Source organism: Alphaproteobacteria bacterium (assembly GCA_033762625.1).
Lineage (GTDB): Bacteria > Pseudomonadota > Alphaproteobacteria > UBA9219 > RGZA01 > RGZA01.
In genome coordinates, this window is the sequence record JANRLI010000016.1 from 81,777 (window position 1) to 105,121 (window position 23,345).

Genomic DNA, 23,345 nt, shown 5'->3' on the forward strand with positions numbered 1-23,345 from the left:
CACTCCTAAAACAATTGTGCATATTCGCCGTATCCTTCTTTTTCCAAATCTTCCTTTGGAATGAACCGCAGCGAAGCTGAATTGATGCAATACCGAAGACCGGTCCCCACACTTTCCGCCCGAGCGGTTGCGCCATCTGGCGCAGAGCGAATGGCGCCTATGGGCCCGTCATCAAAGACATGGCCTAAATGGCTGTCGCCGTGACGCGAACGCACTTCAACGCGCACCATGCCATGGCTGGCATCGCGTTTTTCAACAATGTGCTGTTCGTTCAATGGCCGTGTAAAACTGGGCCAGCCCGTGCCGCTATCAAATTTATCGGTTGAAGAAAATAACGGTTCACCCGAAACCACATCCACATAAATCCCGGCGCGCTTTTCATTCCAGAACGCATTGCGAAAGGGGGGTTCGGTTCCGCAGGCCTGCGTGACATAGCGCTGGAGTTCATCCAACTTGGCCAGATTGGCAGGGTTCTTGGTGTAGGATTTTGGGCTCATGGCGCACTCTATTACGTTAAAATAACAGATGAATTAATATATAAGTCTGATAGGCTATTTATCAATTCATTCGACGATAAAGGCCAAATGGTTACCGAACTAAATAAATATGGCGAATTTGCCGAGTTGCTACGCCGTGCGAATGACGGTGACAAGGCCTGCTACCAACGCTTTCTTGAAGGGATTGCGCCATTATTGCGCCGCCAGATTGCCGCGCGCATTCCCGTTGCAGATGTGGAAGATGTATTGCAAGAGGTACTGATTTCAGTGCACAAAGCCCGCCATACCTATGACGGGGAACGCCCGATTATGCCTTGGCTGGCTTCCATCACCCAGTTCCGGATGATTGATTATTTACGCAAACACTATATCGCCATGCGCCACCAAACCACCGATATAACGGAGGTAGAGGATATTCTGGCAGATGTAACCCAGACCCCCGCTTCGTCCGAATCCATAGATGAGCTATTGATTGACGTGCCCGAAAAGCAGAAACGAATTTTAACCCTGATGCATGTGGAAGGGTTTACGGCAAAGCAAGTTGGGCAAAAACTTAACATGTCTGAAACGGCTGTAAAAGTTGCCGCCCATCGCGCCATGAAGAAAATACGCATCCAAAAGATGCGCACTGAACAACGAAAAGTACAATCGCAATGACCGGTAAAACTGACACAACCCTTAACCTTATTGCTCAGCTCAGCGCGGCTGCCCCTGCACATAAGCGCGCCGTCAAACCGCGCCGCCTCGCCCTATACCTATTGGCAGTTTTTACGGTCTATGCGCTAGGCGCGCAGGCCATCACGGGTCTGCGCCCTGATGTGACGGCAAAGTTAACCGATATTTGGTTTTTGGCTGAAATCACCAGCCTGCTGTGCCTTGCCTTGGCTTCGGCAGCTGCGGGCATTATGCTCATGGCGCCCGATGCATTTCAAAAACCCACGCTGCTCAAACTGCCTTATATCGTATTTGCTGTAATTATGGGGTTGATTATATCCCAATACACCATGGCAATTGATATCACGCATCCGGTGGTTGGTATCGAAACCCAAGGGCTTGAGTGCGCGCTATGCCTTGCCGGTCTTTCCGCTATTCCATCAGCACTTATGTTTGCTGTGATAAAACACGGCGCTACGGTTCATCCCTTTCAAGCGGGTGCGTTTTCAGTCTTTACCGCTGCGGGTATTGGCTGCCTTACCCTGCGCCTTGCCGAGCAAACCGATAACATGATGCATCTTGCGCTTTGGCATTATTTGCCGACATTGCTTTTTGCCATGCTGGGCGCATTCATCGGCAAACTTGTCTTGAAATGGTAATAAAAAAAGGGAGAGGCATTGCCTCTCCCTTTTCACACGATATGACTTACTGCTTATTCTTTGGAAGCGCCAGCAATTTTATCGCACGCACCCTTTGGAAGATAAATCCACACATTCGGGTCAGCATCTTTTTTGGCTGAACCAGCGCAGCTATTTTTACCATCCTTCGATGCGCAATCATTCTTTCCGGCCTTAGCCACCCCATAGCATTTTTCGCGTTCAGGGGATTTACCGCCCATCTCTTCGGCATGGGACAGGTTTGCAGCCATCAATCCGGCAAGGACAGCAGCAGCGACAAGGGTCTTTTTCATGATTTACTCCATAAGGTTAGGCAATAGATGGTAAGGCGGGAAGCCCGAGGATAGCCCAAAAAACTGGGCTTTGCTCACTCATTCGCAACCTAATGCACTTTGGTTACATATGGAACAATTTAATAACCGGGGACTCATTTCCTACTTGTAACCACTTTTCAAATGGCTGCGAATAAGGTGATATGGCGTCTCAATGCCACACCACCTGTGGCATGATTTAACATTCCATCCGGAGAAACCCTTATGAAGACTTCAAAAAAACTTGCTGCTGCTGCGCTTGCTGGCGCAATGGCCGTTATGACCACTGCTGCATTTGCTGGTGATGATTTCCCATCCTTGTACCCACAAGGCTACAAAGGAAATGGCTCTTCCTACTCGGCAGAAAAAGCTTCCTGCAAAGGCGCTGGTTCATGCAAGAGCGGTGCAGGTTGCAACGCAGAAAAATCATGCGCAGCTGCAAAGCCAAAGCATCACAAGTCACACAAGAAAGCAGCTCCTGCCGCAGCACCTGCGCCAGCAGCAGCGATGAAGCCAGCTGAAAAGCCAGCCAAGCACTAATTCGATACGTCTTAGGCTTGTTAACAATTGAAAGTGGAGGCAGCAATGCCTCCACTTTTTTTTATGATAAATGGCATGTAACCATCCATTGCAACACTGCGAATACACAGACATGCCACGCGGATTATCTTGCATGCGCATTCAACACTTAACATCTGGAGAATATAATGTCTGGTCATTCAAAGAAACTTGCTGTCGCTGCACTTGCCGGCCTTCTCACCATGGGCTTTTCAGTCGCCCCAGGCCAAGCGCACGCAACCACTGACAATGCGGCAGCGTCAGATACCCAAATCGAAAAGCATGCCTGCAAGGGACAAAATTCCTGCAAAGGCAATGGCGGCTGCAAAACCGAACGTAACGCCTGCAAGGGACAAAATGCCTGCAAGGGACTTGGCGGCTGCGCTACCGACGGCAGCAAGAAATAATAATTCGATCTAGGTGACCCATTCATCCGCATAATACATGATGAAGGGCACAAACCGGCGGTGGCAACGCCGCCGGTTTTTTTATATGGTAGCGGCATGTCCAACCCGTCTTCATCACCTGTTCCGTATCTTGGTTTTGGTCTTGGCCTGCGCATTCCGCATTACGCGCATATTCTGGAAACGCGCCCTGCGGTGGACTGGTTTGAAATCATCTCCGAAAATTTTATGGATACGGATGGCAGGCCAAAACGCAATCTGGCCAAATTCCGCACGCTTTACCCCATCGTCATGCACGGCGTTGCCATGTCGATTGGCACTGCCGATCCGCTCAATTCGGAATATATGCGCAAGCTAAAAGCGCTGAAGAATGAACTGAACCCTGCATGGATATCCGACCATTTATGCTGGACGGGCATTGCGCACAAAACCACCCACGACTTGTTACCCGTCCCCTATACCGAGGAAGCGCTCAAACACATCACGCAGCGCATCAAGGACGTACAGGATTTTCTGGAATGTCCAATTGCGCTGGAAAATCCATCCACTTACCTTGAATTCAAATCATCGCAAATGCCGGAGGCCGAATTTATCGCGCGCATGGCAACGGATTCCGGCTGCCATTTGCTGCTTGATGTGAACAATGTCTATGTAACCTGCTATAACCACCGCCTTGATGCGAAAGCATATATCGACGCACTACCCCTAAACCATGTGGCGCAGATCCATTTATCGGGCCACAGCAATATGGGCACCCATATTATCGATACGCATGACGACCATGTGGTTGACGATGTATGGGCGCTTTACAAATACGTGATGCACAAGGCGGCGCGCCCCATCAACACCATGATTGAATGGGACGACAATATCCCCGAATTCGGCGTTGTGTTTGCCGAACTTGAAAAAGCAAAAGCCGCTGCCAAGGATGCGCAGAATTACGCCCCGCTGCCGGATTTGGCTGCGCCGCATGCCGCCTACCGCGCCAATCATGTGACGGGACTGGCACATTCCCAAACGCACATGCAGGACGCCATATTAAACGGCGCCGATGATGAACCAGCCGCGTGGATTAAAGAAAAAGAAAACTTCAGCGCCAGCGACCAGCTGGATGTCTATATCAATGGCTACCGCTACCGCCTTTATAACGTCACATCAGAAGATTATCCGGTTCTAAAATACGCATTAGGCACAGATACCTTTGATACAATGCTTATGGATTGCATCAACAAAATCCCCGCAACCCATTTTAACATTGCGCGCTATTCCATTCATGTTCCGGAATTTCTGGCAAGCCACGAAACCGCAACACCCTTTGCACTTGAAATTGCGCAGCTGGAATCAGCAATCGCGCAATTAATGGATGCGCCCGAAACACCCCCCCTCACGCCCCAGCATTTAAGCCATCTCACCCCCGAAGCATTGATGGAAAGCACCCTTGCGCCGCGCAAAGCCTTGCAGCTTTTTGCCTTCAGCTATCCCGTTAATGATTATTTTCAGGCCGTCAAAAATGATCAGTCTCCACCGCGCCCTGAAATGCAGAACAGCTTTCTTGCGGTGTACCGCCACGAGGATGATGTCTGGCGCTTGCCACTGGAAGAGCACGAATATCATTTGCTTCGCAACATCTTTAGCGGGTTGACGATTGGCGATGCGCTGGAAAAAACCCAGAACGACATGGCCCTTGATGATGAAGCATTGCCTTTGCAACTAACCCACTGGTTTGCGCGGTGGATGCGTAACGGTTTGCTCGCATCTTACGAAGATAACCATATCCACTAACCAAAGGACCTTTTATGAACAAGGCTATACTATTCTACACGCAGCGGGTTTTGCCTGCATTGAATAATCTTTCATCCTTGCCGGTACTCGGCCTGCGGCTATGGATTGCAGATGTTTTTTTCCAGTCGGGCCACACCAAATTACTGGATTGGCAAGGCACGGTTGCACTGTTTGCCGATGAATATAAGGTTCCGGTTTTACCACCGGAAATTGCGGCATCACTTGGCACCGCAACGGAACTTGTTGCACCTGTCTTGCTCGCCATCGGACTAGGTGGCCGTTTTGCAGCCTGCGCTATGCTTTTCATGACCGGCGTGATCGAATTCACCTATATGCATTTTGATGTGCATGTCATCTGGGCGTTAACCCTTGCCCTGATTATCCTGCAAGGGCCTGGAAAATTGTCGTTGGATTACCTGTTAAGAAAGCGTTTTGGCTAGGTTTTATGACCCAAATGTACAAATCCTGAGGGCACTTCCCCTTTAATATTATTATCGTTTTACTTTCGAAACAGGCGTGCTTCTATATGCCCAGCAGGACACGCTCCGCTGTGTGCGGCCTGCATAGCGCTCAAGCCCTATTTTTCGAAAGGTGTATTTCATGCGTCTTCTTGCATTAGCTGTTGTTTTATTTTTCGCGCAGCCAGCGTTATCCGCGCAGATTCAATTTTTCCCGCCGCAAGGCCCGTGCAATGCCGATAACCCGATTTTGGCATGGAACGGAAATGGCAGCACCTATTGCACCCGTTTTCCAACCGCCGCTATTCCTGATTGCGGTGATGGCGAATTCCTTACCAAGAAAAACGGCAATCTTGCTTGCGTGAAAGTTTCCACCGGCGCTGTCTCATCCTCAACGCCTGCTGCGCCAACCGCGCCAACCACCACGACTTCATCCGGCAACACCACAACACCAACGCCTGCTTATAATTCAAACGGCACACCAACTGGCGCAGCGCCAAGCGTTGCAGCAAGCAATGGCAAAACCCAAACAACACCGGTAACCATACCAAATCCGGTACAGCGCACAGGTAACAATGCCTGCCCCGACATTACCATTCCGGTTTGCGCTTCTGATTCCGTGCTCGTAAATTACGGGCTTGATTTCAATGGCTGCCAGACATCCCCGCAATGCAAATATATGGGGTCAACCGCAGCAGCGCAGGCAGCTTACGCCAGCTATGCCAATGGCGGGTTATCGAATAACAGCGTCGCCAGCAGCAACGGTTATGGCTACTACGACCCATACGCCAGCTATTATTCGGGATCGTCCTATTACACAACTCCAACCTATGTGGATGAAGTTTACGTCGAACCCGAGCCAGTGTATTACGAAGAACAGCCTAGCTATGCTTCTGAGCCTTATTATGAAGAATAAGCTTAGAACGTAAACTTCAAACCTGCTGCAAAGGTTTGGTCAAAGCGGTTACCAATCGGCGCGCCAACATCATAGGTTGCAAACGCGCTGAATGTTTCATCCAGCGTCACGTCAAAGCCCATGCCAAGCGTAAGGGTGTGGCGTGCAGCGGAAACACCCTGCAAGCTTGCAGCCACCCCGATAATGGTTGCCTGCGTATTATTTGATGCGTCAAACACATCATAGCTGTATTTCACGCGCGCATTGGGTATGAATGCATATTCGCCAATCTTTTTAGCAGGTGCGGTGAAATTCAATCCCGTATAAAGGCGCAGCAAATTGTTCGCACGCGAAGCAACGCTGATATTCGAAATGCCAGCTCCGCTTTCGCTAAATGCATCTTCATAGACATAGGCGTAATTGGCGCCTACACGCGGGGTAATACCAAATCCGTTCAGCTTCATACGCTTTGATACATGCAATCCTGTGGAAAGTTCATGCGCGGCATGATTGCTATTGGCGGCAATGGCTGGCGCAATATAACGCGCATTATCAATATCGTGATGCGCATAACCCATCTGGCCATCGAGCGCGATATCATCCCACACCTTGCTGCCATACAAAGCAAAACGCACAGTGTTGGCTTCACCTTCGCTTCTGGTCGCGGCATATCCCGTCAGGCCCGTATGCTCATATCCGCCTGCTGCACCAAAGCGAAGACCTTTTTCAATTTTCCTATCCACACCAAACATAAATCCGCCGGTTTGCGTTTCATATCCTGCGGCGGAACTATTACTGGATACTGAACCCAAATTGCCTATTGCCTTGAACCAGCCGTTATTGCGTTTCATTACTGCTGGCAATGCCTTAGCCAGTGCGTTCATGCCTTGAATATTTTCAGAATGCGTTACAGTCGTATCACGCAAAGATGTAAAGGTGAGATCACTGCCCGCATCGCTGCTTGAGCCTGTATCACCCAAATGGTCAAACATCACATCGCTTGCGCGCGCACCTGAATCAAATGATGTACTGGTGGTCGTAGTCAGACTGCTGGTAGCAGGAAGCTTGCTGGCATCTGGAACCGTTAGACTAATTGTAACATCGGTTGGGTTGTACATCACATTGCCAAACGTAAAACCCGTCGGCGCACTCGTTACCACGCTTGTAAATTCACCTGTAATGCTTCCTGCTTTGATGACTGTGTATTTAGATTGTGGATTATCGCTATTTAGTAAATTTAAAATCAACCGTCCACCAAGTATTGCATTCCCCATAACCGTTAGCGCAGGCGCTGCATCGGTAAGACCGACTATCAATATAGATTGCGGCGGTGTGGGCGGTGGCGTTGGTTGGTAAATAGAGATATTTAATGTGAGTGATTTTACCGTTTGATGAAATCCCCCAAGATCAAGTGTTGAGTCTTTAGTAACATACACATCCGAGTTGGGGCTTAAGGTATTTTCTGCGCCCGCCAGTAATGCTCCGTTACCATACAGTATTTGATTAGCTTGCGGGTCAGCAGCGTAGTTTCCCGTAGCAATATATGTTGGACCGGAATAGCTGTTAGCTCCATGAAGTGTTGTTGTGGTTCCAAGAATATTTACATTAACGGCACCGCCAATCTGATTAATGGTTCCACCTACTGAAGTAATAATCCACGGACCATTGAGAATGCCATTTTGTACGGTACCGCCAAACAAACGTACAGGACCCGAGCTGTGCGTAGTGCCGCCATAATCAACAATACCGCCACTATAAACTACCGAGCTGTAAGAAATCCAAGACGCCAGATTAGCAAGATTAAGCGTGCCGCCATTAACAGTTGCCTCGCCAGTAACTACACCCACCAAATTGGTTGTGCCCGAGTTTACATTTAAGTTGAGGCCATAATTGGTAGAGATGTTTTCAATTGTACCGCCTGTTGAATTAACTTGCGGAAAAAAATAAATAGAGTACCCAAACGGATCTACAAGCAATCCATTTCGAAGTGTGCCGCCATTAAGATGGATTAGATTAATTGCTTCGCTGCGCCCATCAAAATCAAGCGTTGCACCTGTACTAATAGTGGTGACTGACGTTCGACTAAATACAAAATTAGCACCTAATTTCAGTATACCATGATTCACATTCGTATCACCCGTATATGTATTGGCACCTGATAGCGTCAGGGCACCAGAACCCGTCTTGGTAATTGCTGTACCACTTCCTGTAATCGCACCACTTTGTGTCGCTTCATCGAAATTGTTGACCTGTAATGTCTCCGTAGTTGTAATCGGGGTTGCTCTGTTTTGTCCGTTAGTATAAACGATGGTCGCCGATGCAGGTACAGCGATGCCGCATAATAATGCGGCGCTTAATACCAATAATATGGAAGAACGATGGAACGATGTGCGCATGAAAACCAAATGAACAAGCTGGTTTCAGCAGCTTACCCAAAGATACGCTTTTCATGCAATCCTATTAAAATGTCACTTTTTAATGCTATTTCAAAAGCGTCTGAATTTTCTTGAAGCGTTCCATTTGAACCGTCTGGCCAAGATTGCGAGCTTTTTCCTTATCGCCTTCTTGCGCGGCGGGGATCATCTCGCCATCACGGGTCTGCACAAACTCGGCCCAGACTGACTTGAATTGCAGCAGTCTCTGCTTGGTTTCCTCTGGTGTTTTATCATCGTTGATCATGGTATCGGTACGCATATCCACTTCAATGGTTGATGCGCTAATCTCGCTGAGCAGCGTTGAACGGACATTTTCGTCATCGGTTGACAAAAAGCCTGATACTTTGGCCCGCGAATTTTGAACCAGTTCAAGAATATCCGCCGTGGTCCCTTCCGCCAGCGCCGCAAAAGGGCTGGCAACGCACAACAGAAAACCGGCAAAAGCCAAAGCAAATTTGTTTTTCATGTATTCTCCTATTACCAGCGATACTTCATACCGCCGAACACACCGTGGGTGGTTTCGTTGTTGCGGAAGCGGCCACTATATTTCCCGAATACCGAGAAATCGTTATTAAGTCTTAGCTGCATGCCTGCGCCGGCCTGCAATGCGCTTGGCTCGATATTGGTGCCATCCACCTTGAAGCGTGCGGTTGTGCCATCAAAGGTTTGTGTCGCATTCGCTTCGGGGCGGTATGCATCATACAGATAGGCTGCCGTCAGCTCGGGAATAAGCATCGAACCATCTGCCCTGTCGATATCAAAGCGCTTGGCCACATGCACTTGAAGGGTATTGCGCAACGCATGGGTGCTTTCGCTATCCACCGCAAGGTTGGCAGCATTCGCGCCCGTTTCAACAAACGCATCCTGATTATTGTAAAGGTAGGATACGGTATCAAAGATGCCGAGTTGAACATCGCCATCATCCGCCTTATAGCCGAGCGTACCCGATGCGCTGAAGGTCTGGCCTTCGGGTGAACCCTTGGCAGTTCCGGTGAATGTGCCAACGCGGATATCGCGTTTGGTATCGCCCTTGTCAAAGCCGATACCTACCGCGCCGCCAACATAAATATTGCTATCCAGATTCTTCTGGCCATAAACGCCAAGCTGATAGCTGTTCAAGGATGCAGTATTGTTGTTCTGCTTCAGCTCCAATTCGTTATTGCCATATCCGAAGCCGATACGCAGCAGCGTGTCGCGTTCAGGCTTGAATTCCAGACCGACCATACCGCCAACCTGTGTTCCCTTAATGTCGCTGACATTGCTGTTTCCGGTCAGGGTTGCGAACTTGCCATACGCACAACCCCACGCCGCAACATTCTGGCGCATGAAATTACGTTTGAGCTGAACCTGTTTGCGCTCGCCCTGATTAACCCGTTGGCTATCGCGCGGCAAGATAAGCGGCATTTGCTGATAGCGCTGTTCCTTGCGTTCATAATATGGCGGTGGTTCTTGCTGCACAGGCGGCATGGATGCGTATTGTTGCGGCTGCACCTGTGGTACCACTTGTGGCACAACTTGCGGCTGCATTTGTGGTTGCTGCATCACTTGCTGCGGCACGTATTGCTGCTGCATATATTGTTGTGGCTGCTGCGGCACGTATTGTGGCTGTACCTGTGGTGCCACTTGCGGCACCACTTGCGCCTGCTGTGTCATGACCTGTACCGGTTGCTGCGGCACAGGAATGTTGGTTTGCGAATACAAATTCTGACGCGGTGCGCCGCCATAAGGCGTGTTCATATTCGATTGCGCATAATGCTGGTAGGACGGCATCATCTGCGGGGTAGGCATTGGGCCAGGCATATAACCCGATGATTGAACCACCATGTAATTTACAGCCGGCGGCGCAGCTTGCGCGACCATGCCTTGCGGCGCATAGATTTGTGAATATAATCCCAGCGGTCTATATCCGCTCTGAACCTGTGGCATGGCTTGCATTACGGGTTGCGGCGCAGGGATATAGCCATTTGGCATTCCATTATTGATGCCTGAACGTGCATGCATCAGTGCCTTGTAATTATCCGGCGCATAATCCATCGCAGTCAAGCCAATGGGCCGTGCCAGCATACCGCGGCGGGTTTCATAAGCAATCGGTGTATAGCGCGAATTGGGCATAACCGTGCGCGTGGGTTGCTGCAATTGCGGCGCTACGTAATCGCTACCATCGGCGGTATCGTAATCGTAATTATACATCGTATCGCAATTACCGCTGCCGGGATTGGACAAGATTTCATCAAAGGTGAAATGGTTTTCACGCCATCCCTGCCCGATATCGGCATTCACCTGACCGGATAATGTTTCAAGCGCAGCCGCTTGACCCGTTGGCCCAACAGCACTTAATGCGTTTAACAAGGTATCCATTGAACTGCCATTCGCGGTTGTTTGCTGAATACCATCCAGCGCGCGGCCCGTTGCGGCCTGATTTTTGGTGGCGCCGGGCGCATTACCAAATAATTCAGCCTGCACAATTTTCATCTGGGTGGCGGTTGGGCTGTACAATGTTTGCAAGGCAAGCAGCGGGTTCGATGAAGCGGCAATCTCCGCATCATTTGACGCATTTACAATATTATCCGCGCCAATCGTCGCGCCGGATGATGTTGTGGTAAAGCGGCCCGTGCCGCTACCTGCTGGGCTTGAAATAATCGTATAGGTCGTGCCGCGCACATAGCGTGATGACGGCGTAAGCGGCTTGTAATGGATTTTTCCATCCAGCGATGCAGGTGATCCCGTCACAATCAACTGGTCATGCACCGTATCGCTAAACTCCACTTCAAACGTACCGCCTGAATTTTGCGTAAATCCGGCAACGGTCAATGTGCCGGGGCTATCGCCGGGGGCAACAGTACCGTTATTGACAATCTGGCCGGTGAACGTCCCAATACCCTTTAAGCCCGCGCCGGAATTTACAGTCACGGTGCTGCTGGCAACGCTGCCATCATTTTGCAAAGTGGATCCGCTGATAATGGTCGTTGTACCCGTATAGGTATTATTGCCGGTAACGCGCCATGTGCCGTTACCTGTTACGATCAAGCCGCCGCCGGTTGGTGATCCATCGCCCACGCTGCCGGTAAAGGTGTTGGTACCGTTTTGTGTAATCGTACCGCCATCCAGCAAGATGCTGCCCGACCCGCTTAAATTCGTAAGCGTCTGGCTGGTGGAGTTAACATCCAACACGCCATTAATCTCAACATCCGAACTGGTTGCAATCGCATCATTCACAGTAAGGCTAAGGGTTGAACCCGAACCAATCGTCGTTGTGCCGGTATAGGTATTGACGCCCGATAACGTCCATGTGCCAGTACCGGTGGTTGCCACATTACCTGCGCCGGAAATCACGCCGCTAAAGGTGCCGGTACCGTTTTCGGTCAACGTATGGCCACTATCCGTCACAATACTTCCCGAACCTGAAAGGTTACGAAGGGTTTGGTTGGTACCCGCCATGTTAATGGTGCCGTTATTGGTCACGGTGCTGCTGGTTGCAATCGTGTCATTGGTGGTCACAAGACCAAGCGTTGTGCCAGAGCTAACCGTTGTCGTTCCCGTATAGGTATTGGTGTTGGTCATGCCAACTGTGCCGCCCGAACCCGACACGGTCAGATTACCTGCACCCGAAATCACACCGGAAAATAAATCGGTATTCGCGCCAACATTAATCGTATTGCTGCCGGTCAGCGCAATCGTCTTGCTGATGGTGGAATTACCCGTCAATTGCAAGGTGCTGCCACCCATCAAAATACCGCTGGTGCCATTGATATTGCTTTGACCCGCGATGCTTAAGGTTGTGCCGCTGCCGATTGATGTTGTGCCGGTATAAGTATTGGTGCCTGTCAGCGTCCATGTACCGGTACCGGTGGTTGCAACATTACCCGCACCGGAAATCACACCGCCCCATGATGCAGTTCCGATTTCGGTCAAGGTGTGACCTGTGTCGGTTACTACACTTCCAGAACCCGCCAGTGCATTAAAGGTCTGGTCGGTGCCTGTCATATTAATGGTGCCATTATTGGTAACGCCCGAGCTCGTCGCAATTTCATTATTGGTCGTGGAAAGCGTCAGCGTTGTACCCGACCCAACCGTTGTTGCGCCGGTGTAGGTTTGCGCGGTTGTAACAGTCCAGTTGCCGGAACCAGCAGTAGTTACATTGCCTGCGCCCGAAATTACACCGGCCCAAGTCGCCGTACCATTTTCGGTAAGCGTATTTCCTGTGCTTGTCACCACGCTGCCTGACCCTGCAAGACTGCGCAAAGTCTGGTTGGTGCCGGTCATATTCACGGTGCCATTTACCGTTACGCCGGAACTATTGGTAATTTCATCATTGGTCGTGGAAAGCGTCAGCGTCGTGCCAGAACCCACATTGGTTGTGCCTGTGTAAGTCTGTGCGGTTGTAACAGTCCAATTGCCCGTGCCGGTGGTTGCAACATTACCCGCACCGGAAATCACACCAGCCCAAGTCGCTGTGCCGTTTTCGGTCAAAGTATTGCCGGTAGTAACGGTCACACTACCGCTACCCGCAAGATTACGAAGCGTCTGATTGGTGTTGTTGATGGCAAGCGTACCATTCACCGTCACAGCGCTGCTGGTTGCAATTTCATCTGCGGTGGTTGAAAGCGTAAGAGTCGAACCAGATCCGACATTGGTTGTACCCGTGTAAGTTTGCGCGGTTGTAACAGTCCAATTGCCCGTACCCGTGGTTGCAAGATTACCCGCACCGGAAATCACGCCGCCCCAACTTGCCGTGCCGTTTTCGGTAAGCGTATTGCCTGTGCTTGTCACCACGCTGCCTGACCCTGCAAGACTGCGCAGGGTCTGATTGGTGCCAGTCATATTGACTGTACCATTTACTGTTACGCCGGAACTGGTCGCAATTTCATCATTCGTCGTTGAAAGCGTCAGCGTTGTGCCCGAACCCACATTGGTTGTGCCCGTGTAAGTTTGTGCAGCCGTCAGCGTAAGATTACCAGTGCCGCTGGTTGCAAGATTACCTGCGCCCGAAATCACGCCGCCAAAGGTTGATGTTCCAATATCGGTCAAAGTATTGCCGGTGGTAACGGTCACACTGCCGCTACCCGCCAGATTATTCAGTGTCTGGTTGGTGTTGTTAATAGCAAGCGTACCATTCACGGTTACTGCACTGCTGGTTGCAATTTCATCTGCGGTGGTTGAAAGCGTAAGGGTTGAACCTGCGCCCACATTGGTTGTACCCGTGTAAGTTTGCGCGGTCGTAAGCGTCCAATTGCCCGTACCGGTGGTTGCAAGATTTCCCGCACCGGAAATCACACCGGCCCAAGTCGCCGTGCCGTTTTCGGTCAGTGTATGGCCCGTATCGGTTACCACGCTTCCAGAACCCGCCAGCGCATTAAACGTCTGGTCGGTGCCCGTCATGTTCACTGTGCCGTTAACAGTCACAGCAGAACTGGTCGCAATGATATCATTGGTGGTTGAAAGCGTGAGTGTAGTACCCGACCCTACATTGGTTGTGCCAGTATAGGTCTGTGCAACGGTAATGGTCCAGTTACCTGTGCCTGTTGTTGCAACATCACCCGCGCCAGAAATCACACCGCCCCAGCTCGATGTTCCGGAATGAGTCAAACTCCCGCCAGCGCTGGTCGTCACGGTGCCGCTGCCTGATAATGCCTGCAATGTCTGTGTGGTTGCTGCGATATTGATGCGGCCATTGTTTACAACACTGGCACTGCTGGCGATTACGTTATTCGCGCCAAACGCAAGCACTGCGCCGCTGGTAATGGTCGTGGTGCCGGTATAGGTATTCGCACCCGACAATGTCCACGCATTCACATTGGGGCTAAGGGATGTTGAGCCATCAATCGTCACATTTCCGGCACCGCTGATAACTTTGGTATAAGTGCTGCCTGCGCTAATCTGATCGGTCAGGTTGCCATCGACATTGGTGTTATACCCACTTGCAAAATCGACGATAACAATAAAGCCGCCCATACCATCGGGTACGGTGATCTGGCTGGTGTCATTAATATCGGTGAACGTATTATCAGCGCGCGCAGCGTTAAACGCAGAGGCTGATAAGGCAATAATGATAGCAAGCGATGCAGAAAATTTATTGAAACGATAATGGGCTGGCATAAAGGGTCCTTTGCATACTGCACTAACCCTAGCCTTACCTTTTTTGTTACATCGTTAACGAAACCACATAAAAACCACGATTCGTCATTTTCTATGCTCATGATTCAAAAAAGGCACAACTCCCATTTCATGAAAAAAATGTAATGATATTAAATGGTTAAAAGCACAGTCGGGGACACCCAACACTAGACCACATATTCAAGGCGCGCATAACGCATCAAAAACCATGCGCAATTATTAATCCCATCCCCTAGCTTAATTGTTCCAGAAACACCGTCACTTCCTTATAGGACTGTGACAGATCTAGGAACAACGCCTGCTTGGTCGCACTATCGCTTTCGAACTGGTCTTCCGCTTGCTTGCATATATGCGACAGCGGCACCGCGCCGAAATTTGCTGCCGAACCTTTCAATTTATGCGCGGCCTTTTTCCAGCGGATATTTTCGCCATCCATCATATTTCCTGCTAATGTCGCCAAGGATTCCTCGGCGCCTTTGGTGAACATATCGAATACCATTTTGCGTTCGGCCGGGTCATCACCCACATATAAACTCAAATGCGTCAGGTCAACGGGCGGCAGACGCATTTCGGTTTCCTTTTCTTCATTCATACCTTCCTCCTGCTGTTCACCATCACGTGTTTTGTTGATTTTTGGTAAAGGCTGTACCGGCAAAGGCTCGCTACTGGTCAAATATTTCACCAATACTTCCATCAAGCGATTACTGTTAATCGGCTTGCTCACGTAATCATCCATACCTGCATCGATGCATTTTTCGCGGTCGCCAATCATGGCGTTGGCAGTCATGGCGATAACAGGCATGCGTTTGCCGGTAATAATCTCGCGCTGGCGAATGGCACGGCTTACTTCATACCCGTCCATTTCCGGCATCTGGCAATCGGTGATGACGATGTCATACCGGCCTTTTTCGATCATCTGCAACGCGGTCTTGCCGTCTTCCGCCGTATCCACCGTGCCAAATCCGAATTTGGTCAACAATTTTTTGGCAAAGAACAAATTCACGGGATGATCATCGACGACAATGATGCGGCGCTTGCCAAAATCCATATCCGTCATATCGCTAGATTGCGCCGCGCGGTTTTCCTGCATCAAGCGTTCGGTCTGTTCGGCATTGGCAACTTGCAATGGCAAGGTAAACCAGAAACTTGAGCCTTTCCCCAGCAAGCTTTCAACGCCAATCGTGCCGCCCATCGCTTCAACAAGCAATTTGCACACGGTCAGGCCAAGGCCGGTGCCGCCAAACCGGCGCGTGGTGGATTCATCGGCCTGTGTGAATTTCTGGAAAATCTTGCCCAGATTTTTTTCCGAAATGCCGATGCCGGTATCATCCACACGGAACAGGAATTCGATAACACCATTTGGCATACGGCGCGATGAAACATCCAGTTTCACATAACCCACTTCCGTGAACTTCAACGCATTCCCGACCAGATTGGTTACCACTTGGCGAATGCGCGCGGCATCACCAATGACGCAATCAGGCGTAGTCGCGTTATAAAAATGATTAAGAGCGATCCCTTTGTTCTTTGCCAAGGGGTCTAACAAGCGCACCGCTTCATGAATGGTGGCATTCAAATTGAACGGGATATCTTCCAGCGTGAGCTGCCCCGCTTCGATCTTCGATAAATCCAAAATATCATTCAAAAGGGAGAGTAAACTTTCGCCGGAATTGAAAATGGTTTGCACCAATTCGCGCTGTTCGGGCGTTAAGTGCATATCTTTCAATAACCCCGCCATACCCAGCACACCATTCATCGGCGTACGCAATTCATGGCTCATATTGGCAAGGAAATCGCTTTTTGCGCGGCTGGCAGCTTCGGCCTTCAAGGATTCTTCACGCAAGATTTCTTCGGTCTTTTTCAGTTTGGTGATGTCATAGCTATACACATTGGCAGTTTGTTCGCCGGCCAGAAAATTCGCGGTGACTACTTGCTGATAGGTAATTTTTCCGACCACCACTTCGCGGGTAACGGGCTTGCGTTCATCATAGGCCTTGCGTGCATCGCGGATGATTCCTTCCAGCAACGGATGGGCCATACCTTTTTTCAAAATATCCGAATATTTATTATAGGCAGCGGGGTTCACGAACAACAACGCTTCCTTATCGATATCGATTTTCATCAACGGGTCAGGATTGTGTAGCGGAAATTGCGCAATTTCTTCCGCCTTCTTTTGCGCTTTTTCGGCCGCGGTTTTGGCTTGCACCAACTCGGCTTCAAAATTCTTGCGCTCGGTGATATCGCGTTCAATTGCAGCAAAATGCGTAATGCGGCCATGCACATTGCGGATCGGCACAATATTGATGTTGAGCCAGTATTCTGCCCCATTTTTGTGATAATTCAGTAGCTCGCCCTCAAAGGGCTGGCCGGCTTCCAATGCGCTGCGTATTTTGCGCAAGGTATCCTTATCCGTTTTTTCTCCTTGCAGGATGCGCGGGGTTTTGCCCACCACTTCTTCGCGGCTATACCCGCTGATACGGATAAACGCATCATTCACATAGACAATGCTGGGACCATCGGCATCAGCGAAATTCGCCTTGGTGATGATCACGCCGTCTTTGGAATTACGTACCACTTCTTCAAACAGCACCATGCCTTCCACTTCTTGGCGCAGGATTCTTGTTTCTTCCAGACTTTGCTTCAAATCCAAAGCGAGCGCTTCGGATTTCATATGAGCCATTTTAAGGGCGATTTCGGATGCAGATTCGTCACTCATACATCCTCCATCATTATCGGTTCAATACATCGGGGCGCGTGGTCTCGACGATACTCAAAGCCTCGGTGATTAATCCTGGCGGCACTCCCAGATCTTCCATGGATGTTTTCAAATGCAGCGCTACTTGGTCAAAATGCACATCGGATAATCCGCGTTCAACCAGCCGTTCATGGGCTCTGCGCATGGTTTCACCGCTGTAGTGTGTAGGCCCGCCAAATGCCATGCTGACAAAAGCAAACTGGCTGGTACGCAACCGTTCCACATTAATGTCTTTGAAAAACGGAATCAGTAACGGGTCTGAAAGAATTTTGTCATACAGCAGTGCAACTGTGGCCTGCACCGATTGCGCCCCGCCGATCCGTTCATAAAGTGACATGACATGGTTCATGGTTTTTCCTTTTTAATTGGCGTGCGCGATATCCGATTTACACATATCGATATACCGGTCAAACGCGCCGCGGTTGAACGGTTTACCAATAAACCCAACCGCCCCCGCCGCATAGGCCTTCACGCGATTATCCACATAACTATTGCTGCTGAACATGATGACCCGGCAATGCGGATCATACGCTTTTATGTAATTCAGCAGCATAAACCCGTCACATCCCGGCATTTCAATATCCACAAATACGATATCGGGCGTGAGCAGCAAATGCTTTTCGATCGCTTCCGGAACCGATGCCGCGGTTGCCATGGGATATTCGTTTTTAAATGCCTTGGAAACAATATGCCGCGTCGTTGCATCATCATCCACCACCATCACGCAGGGCTTTGCGTTGCGCAGACGCTGTTTATGGGTTGCCATCCATGCTTTCAATAGATCACTGATGTGCGGCACCATTGCTTTGAGTGAATCGAATTCAATCGTATCGACCGTGTTCATGCGGTCATGCGGGGTTGCATACAGGCGTGACAGCTCATCAATCGTATCCATATCGTCCAGCAGCACAAAATGGCGGAAGCTAAAAAACGGCCGCATGCCATTCAATTCGTCAATGTCATGGCGCAGATGTTTTAAATGGTCCTTGGTCAGATGCTCGGCGATGACCACCACCATATTCGTGCCCAATTGCAAGATCACGCCGTCGCATCCGCCCAATGTCGCACGGCTCACATGGCACAGATGACTGTGGATCATGGGGTCAAGCGCGTCTTGCGGTTCCGTTGCCGCAGATATCACCACCGCATGCCAGCCTTCCCACGATGCAGGATCGGCAGCAAGGCTGATGGAAAAATTGCCGATAAAACGGCTAACGGCATCGGGTTCGTTCAAAATCTGCATGACGATTTCCTTTTAAAAAACAGCTAAATTAAATCGTGTGATAGGTGGGCGCCTGCGCGATATATTGCAGCAGTTTCGATTTGGAGAACGGCTTGCCGATAAATCCTTTCGCACCGATCTGCATCGCACGCATGATGTCGCTGCGTGTGCTATTCGCGCTCAGCATCACTACATAAGCAGTTGGGTCGATGACAAGAATTTTTTGTAGCACCTCGTGCCCGCTAATATCGGGAAGTCCGATATCCAAAAACACAACGTCTGGCGCATATTTTTCATACGCCTCGCATGCCTTGGTCCCGTCTTCTGCTACAAATGTCATGCAATCGGGCTCGACAGCTTTTTTGGCAATGAACACCGATAACGGATCATCTTCGACAATCAATACGCAATTGCGCGAACGCTCAAAGCGACGGGTCAAGATATCCTTGCTCACTTTGGTGTTGGCATGGTCGTGCTCGGCTGCCATGCGGATATTGCCGGTGGTTTCACGGCGGGCTTCGGCGACATTCAATTTGTCACATGCGGTTTCGAATAATTCCTGCCAGCTAAGGCCAAGATCATATAAAACACTCAGCGGTAACATCATCTTCAGACGCAATTCTTCGCTGACATGGAAATTGATTTCATGGCTGATGGCTTCGAAATCCTTGCGGGTAATGGCTTTACCCACCACGATGATGTCATCATCATTCATAAAGAATATGGTGCCTTCATATTCGGACAATTCATTGGTGATGATTCCAAAGGCAATTTTTTGAATGTCGGTGACGCTGGTAAATTCTTTGAGAAGGGAGAAATTGAAACTCATCGCACGCCAGGATGCACGGGTGGCTTTGATCGAAGTGAGCGTCTCTTTCAGTCTTAATTCGCTCTCTGCTCTCACGGTCATCATGGCATTCTCTCCTGTTTCAGCCTTGTGATAGGCAATACATTGCAGCCACCGTGCCAGAAGATTTGAAATGCTATTTCATTGAATTTTCATAAGATTTTATTTGAATATCAAAATAGCCTCATAATATTTCTCGATTTGGGACATTCATTTTTGGAATTTTTCTCATTTTGGTAAGGAAGATTTAATCCCCGATACCTATTATACGAAGCATGAAACCTCGCATTCTGGTCGTCGAAGACAGCGAAACGCAACGCTACCTGCTGGCAAAATTACTCGGCTTTCGGCTCGGCTATGATGTGGTGGAGGCGGAAAACGGCCTGATTGCGTTGCAAAAATTAGCCGACGATAAAACGGGCAGCATCTCTGCCGTATTGCTCGATCTGGAAATGCCGGAAATGGATGGCCGCGCAGCCTTGCCCAAAATACACGCGCTGCGTCCTGAACTTCCGATTATTATTTTAACAGCCACCGAAGACATCAACGATGTGGTAGATGTGATGAAACTCGGCGCAACCGATTTTCTGATTAAACCGCCGGATGCCGACCTTTTGAAAAGCGCGCTGGATAAGGCGATTAAAATCCAAACCCTGCGGCATGAAGTGGAACGCCTCACCCGCGAACAAAAGGGCAAGCGCGCCTTTACCGATATCATCGGTCATGCGGGTGACTTGAAAACCGCGATTAAACTGGCGCGTAAAGCCGCAGCTTCCGATATTTCCGTACTCATCAGCGGGGAAAGCGGTGTGGGCAAGGAAGTCTTTGCGCGGGCCATCCACACCGAAAGCGCGCGGGCGCAAAAGCCGTTTGTTGCGGTCAATTGCGGCGCACTGCCACGCGAACTGGTAGAAAGCATTCTATTCGGCCATAAAAAAGGTGCGTTTACAGGCGCTACCAGTGACGAGATCGGTAAATTCCGCGAAGCCGAAGGCGGCACATTGTTCCTCGATGAAATCGGCGAATTACCGCTGGACGCGCAGGTAAAATTACTGCGCACATTGCAACAACGCGAAGTCGAACGTGTGGGCGGCGGCAAACCCATTCCGGTCAATATCCGCGTCATCGCCGCTAGCAACCGTTCGATTACACAAGAAGTGAAACGCGGTCATTTCCGCGAGGATTTATATTATCGTTTGAATGCGTTTCCCATCCATATTCCGGCGCTGCGCGAACGTAGGCATGATATGAATGAACTATGTGAATTCTTCCTGCGCCATTATGCAATGGTTGAACAACGCGACATTGATGGCTTTGATGCTTCGGCCAAACAATGGCTGCTGCATCATTCATGGCCAGGCAATGTGCGTGAACTGGAAAATAAAATTTACCGTGCCGTATTGCTGTGTGAAGGGCGCACCATTCATCTTGAACATATCGTCATGGATGAAATGCAATCCGCCACAGTGCAAGGCTTATCCGCTACGCCCGCACCGGGCGCTATTCAACTGGTTGATGTCAATGGCGCAATCAAATCCATGGCCGCGATCGAACATGAAGCCATCCGCGCCGTGCTGGATATGCACGATCAAAACATCCGCGCTACCGCCGATGCGTTGCATATCGGCGCATCCACCATCTATCGTAAATTGGAAAATAAGTCGTAAGCTATAATCGCAGAGATAAAACCCGCCCGAACGGTTGTGCCCACATTTTTTTAATTGGGCACAGCGTAGTCGGTCTAAATAAAACTGTGGACAATATAGGGTGTCAACCTGCGACCTGTTGATAAAGCGAACGGCCACGCACGACCTATAACGCATTTCTTCATCGCATCACAAAACCAAGCTGTTGTTTTCATTGAGTGCAAACGGGGTTCGTCGCACCAACCATGCTTTTATACACCGCGCATGTGCGTCAATCGCAGCAAGCACGCGCGGCCGTCAGATTATTTGAGTTCAATGGCTTTTTTGCTAGGCTCGCCTGCTGCCATTTCATGCCTGCACCTTATTTTATTACCGTTGAATGTTCTTCAGGAATTCTGCCTTTTTGCTGCTATGTGCACTTTGCCTGTGCATGCCGCTTGGCGCGGTGGCACAGGTAGCGATACCCAATTCCGCCGATATCAGCCGCATCAAACCCGAAGAACATATTCCGTCACTATCCCACACGAATGACGGTAAAATATCCATCCCGTCCGGCAAGGGCGCAGCGCCAGTCCCGGATGAAGCAAAACGCGTGAAGCTCACTCTGAAATCCTTGAAGATTATCGGTGCAACCGTTTATGCTCCAGCCGAACTTGATGCGCTGTATGCAACCAACATCGGTAAGGACATCACCTTGGATGCGGTTTATAAAACCGCATCCGCCATTACCGAAAAATACCGTAATGACGGCTATTTCCTGAGCAGGGCATTCGTTCCAGAACAGGAAATCGAAGATGGCAACGTCACCATTCGCGTCGTCGAAGGTTATGTCGGCGCAGTGGACGGCACCAGCACATTTGCGGATTCAGCAATCGTCAATGATGCGATTGAACGCCTAACGCATAAACGCCCGTTGACCTCTGATGATATCGAGCGATTTTTATTATTGCTGGATGATCTGCCGGGGTATGAATTTGGCGGTACATTATCACCGCTTGAAGATGCGCCCGATGGCGCGGTCAAGCTGACGCTCACCGTCAAAGAGACCCAAGGCACCGGTTCCATCAATTTCGATAATCACTCATCGCGCTTTCTGGGGCCGAATGAAATTTCGGCATCCTATTCCAAAAGTTTTATCCCGTTTCAGCAAACAACCATCTCTGCATTGTCGGATGTTGACCGCACCAAATTGCGTTATGGCACGATTGATCATTCCATCGCGCTTAGCACGGATATGAAGCTGAATATTGCCGGCGGCGTTACGCAAGCCATGCCCGGTTACTCGCTGGAAAGCTCGGAAATCGACAGTATTTCAATCTTTGCCAGCATCGCGCTCAACTATCAATTGCTGCGCACTCGTCAGCAAAATCTCGGCCTAAAGGCATGCGTTGATGGACGCGATGTCAAAAGCGATATCCTTGGCGCGCCGCTGACACGAGATTATATCCGCGCATTCCGCGCCAGCGCAAATTACGATCTCGCCGATGGCTGGCATGGCTTCAATAACGCAACCATCACACTCGCCCACGGTGTGGACTGGCTGGGCTCCAGCCATCCCAATGATCTCAACCTATCGCGCATCGGCGCATTGCCGGATTTCACCAAGGGCGAATTATCACTCTCGCGCCTGCAAAGCATTACGCAAGACTGGTCGGTTCTTATCGCTGGCGAAGGTCAATGGGCATCGGGCGTTTTATATTCATCTGAACAATTCGGATATGGCGGACAAAATTTTGGCCGTGCGTATGATTCATCCGACATCACGGGCGATCACGGCATCAAAGGTTCTGTTGAAATGCGTTACGGCGGATGGACAGGAGAACGCATGGTCAATCTGCAGCCTTATGTGTTTTACGATATCGGAAAAGTGTGGAACGAGGCGGTCGGCCAACCGTCGAATATTTCTGCATCGACAGCGGGCATTGGGCTTCGCTTCAATACGCAATGGAAACAATCGGGGAACCTGGGGGTTGCATTCCCGCTCGACCGTGATATTACCACCCCCATTTACGGGTCGGGCGAGCGCGGCCCGCGCTTCATCCTGCAAATAAGCCAACAATTCTAAAGCCTTATATAAAGGCGACGGTGCA

The 23,345-nt window shown here is 50.0% G+C and carries 18 protein-coding genes; 9 read left to right on the forward strand and 9 right to left on the reverse strand.

From position 1 onward, the window contains the following. Positions 1–5 precede the first annotated feature (5 nt). Positions 6–497: a peptide-methionine (R)-S-oxide reductase MsrB gene (gene msrB / locus SFW65_08100; GenBank protein ID MDX1923073.1), complete on the reverse strand. Its 492-nt coding sequence runs from the start codon at positions 495–497 to the stop codon at positions 6–8. Between the two features lie 87 nt (positions 498–584). Here msrB and SFW65_08105 point away from each other — a divergent pair, with 87 nt between their 5' ends. Both SFW65_08105 and SFW65_08110 read left to right on the forward strand, forming a co-directional pair. Further along, entirely contained in the window at positions 585–1,154 is a 570-nt protein-coding gene (locus tag SFW65_08105; GenBank protein MDX1923074.1) for a sigma-70 family RNA polymerase sigma factor, read from the forward strand. After that, a complete protein-coding gene (locus SFW65_08110) occupies positions 1,151–1,810 on the forward strand; it encodes a DUF1109 domain-containing protein (GenBank protein MDX1923075.1) in 660 nt (219 codons plus the stop codon). Before SFW65_08105 ends, SFW65_08110 begins: the two co-directional genes overlap by 4 nt. A gap of 53 nt (positions 1,811–1,863) precedes the next feature. Here SFW65_08110 and SFW65_08115 read toward each other — a convergent pair whose 3' ends face one another. Then, positions 1,864–2,121: a DUF2282 domain-containing protein gene (locus SFW65_08115; GenBank protein ID MDX1923076.1), complete on the reverse strand. Its 258-nt coding sequence runs from the start codon at positions 2,119–2,121 to the stop codon at positions 1,864–1,866. Between the two features lie 243 nt (positions 2,122–2,364). Between SFW65_08115 and SFW65_08120 the strand changes: the two genes are divergently transcribed. The 5 genes from SFW65_08120 to SFW65_08140 all read left to right on the forward strand — a co-directional run bounded on the left by SFW65_08120 (position 2,365) and on the right by SFW65_08140 (position 6,257). Further along, positions 2,365–2,679 carry a hypothetical protein gene (locus SFW65_08120; protein MDX1923077.1) on the forward strand — a complete coding sequence of 105 codons (315 nt, stop codon included), beginning with the start codon at positions 2,365–2,367 and terminating at the stop codon, positions 2,677–2,679. A 167-nt stretch (positions 2,680–2,846) separates the two neighbouring features. Beyond that, a complete protein-coding gene (locus tag SFW65_08125) occupies positions 2,847–3,104 on the forward strand; it encodes a hypothetical protein (GenBank protein ID MDX1923078.1) in 258 nt (85 codons plus the stop codon). 96 nt (positions 3,105–3,200) lie between these two features. Beyond that, positions 3,201–4,883: a DUF692 family protein gene (locus tag SFW65_08130; protein ID MDX1923079.1), complete on the forward strand. Its 1,683-nt coding sequence runs from the start codon at positions 3,201–3,203 to the stop codon at positions 4,881–4,883. Between the two features lie 14 nt (positions 4,884–4,897). After that, the gene (locus SFW65_08135) at positions 4,898–5,323 is read left to right on the forward strand and encodes a DoxX family protein (GenBank protein ID MDX1923080.1); all 426 of its coding nucleotides are present in this window, start codon (positions 4,898–4,900) and stop codon (positions 5,321–5,323) included. 160 nt (positions 5,324–5,483) lie between these two features. Further along, positions 5,484–6,257 carry a hypothetical protein gene (locus tag SFW65_08140; GenBank protein MDX1923081.1) on the forward strand — a complete coding sequence of 258 codons (774 nt, stop codon included), beginning with the start codon at positions 5,484–5,486 and terminating at the stop codon, positions 6,255–6,257. Positions 6,258–6,259: 2 nt separating this feature from the next. On the opposite strand, the gene SFW65_08145 is transcribed toward SFW65_08140, so the two are convergent. The 7 genes from SFW65_08145 to SFW65_08175 form a co-directional block, all read right to left on the reverse strand. Further along, positions 6,260–8,632: an autotransporter domain-containing protein gene (locus SFW65_08145; protein ID MDX1923082.1), complete on the reverse strand. Its 2,373-nt coding sequence runs from the start codon at positions 8,630–8,632 to the stop codon at positions 6,260–6,262. Positions 8,633–8,717: 85 nt separating this feature from the next. Beyond that, entirely contained in the window at positions 8,718–9,137 is a 420-nt protein-coding gene (locus tag SFW65_08150) for a hypothetical protein (GenBank protein ID MDX1923083.1), read from the reverse strand. An 11-nt stretch (positions 9,138–9,148) separates the two neighbouring features. Continuing rightward, a complete protein-coding gene (locus SFW65_08155) occupies positions 9,149–14,767 on the reverse strand; it encodes an autotransporter-associated beta strand repeat-containing protein (protein ID MDX1923084.1) in 5,619 nt (1,872 codons plus the stop codon). A gap of 250 nt (positions 14,768–15,017) precedes the next feature. Continuing rightward, the gene (locus SFW65_08160; protein MDX1923085.1) at positions 15,018–17,501 is read right to left on the reverse strand and encodes a response regulator; all 2,484 of its coding nucleotides are present in this window, start codon (positions 17,499–17,501) and stop codon (positions 15,018–15,020) included. A 13-nt stretch (positions 17,502–17,514) separates the two neighbouring features. Continuing rightward, on the reverse strand, positions 17,515–17,889 hold the full coding sequence (locus SFW65_08165) for a group 1 truncated hemoglobin (protein ID MDX1923086.1): 375 nt from the start codon (positions 17,887–17,889) through the stop codon (positions 17,515–17,517). Positions 17,890–17,901: 12 nt separating this feature from the next. Beyond that, the gene (locus tag SFW65_08170) at positions 17,902–18,783 is read right to left on the reverse strand and encodes a response regulator (protein MDX1923087.1); all 882 of its coding nucleotides are present in this window, start codon (positions 18,781–18,783) and stop codon (positions 17,902–17,904) included. Between the two features lie 28 nt (positions 18,784–18,811). Beyond that, entirely contained in the window at positions 18,812–19,675 is an 864-nt protein-coding gene (locus SFW65_08175; GenBank protein ID MDX1923088.1) for a response regulator, read from the reverse strand. A 209-nt stretch (positions 19,676–19,884) separates the two neighbouring features. On the opposite strand from SFW65_08175, the gene SFW65_08180 reads away from it, so the two are divergent. Continuing rightward, a complete protein-coding gene (locus SFW65_08180; GenBank protein ID MDX1923089.1) occupies positions 19,885–21,276 on the forward strand; it encodes a sigma-54 dependent transcriptional regulator in 1,392 nt (463 codons plus the stop codon). 382 nt (positions 21,277–21,658) lie between these two features. Then, complete coding sequence (locus SFW65_08185; GenBank protein MDX1923090.1) at positions 21,659–23,320, forward strand: POTRA domain-containing protein; 1,662 nt, start codon at positions 21,659–21,661, stop codon at positions 23,318–23,320. The last annotated feature ends 25 nt before the right edge of the window (positions 23,321–23,345 follow it).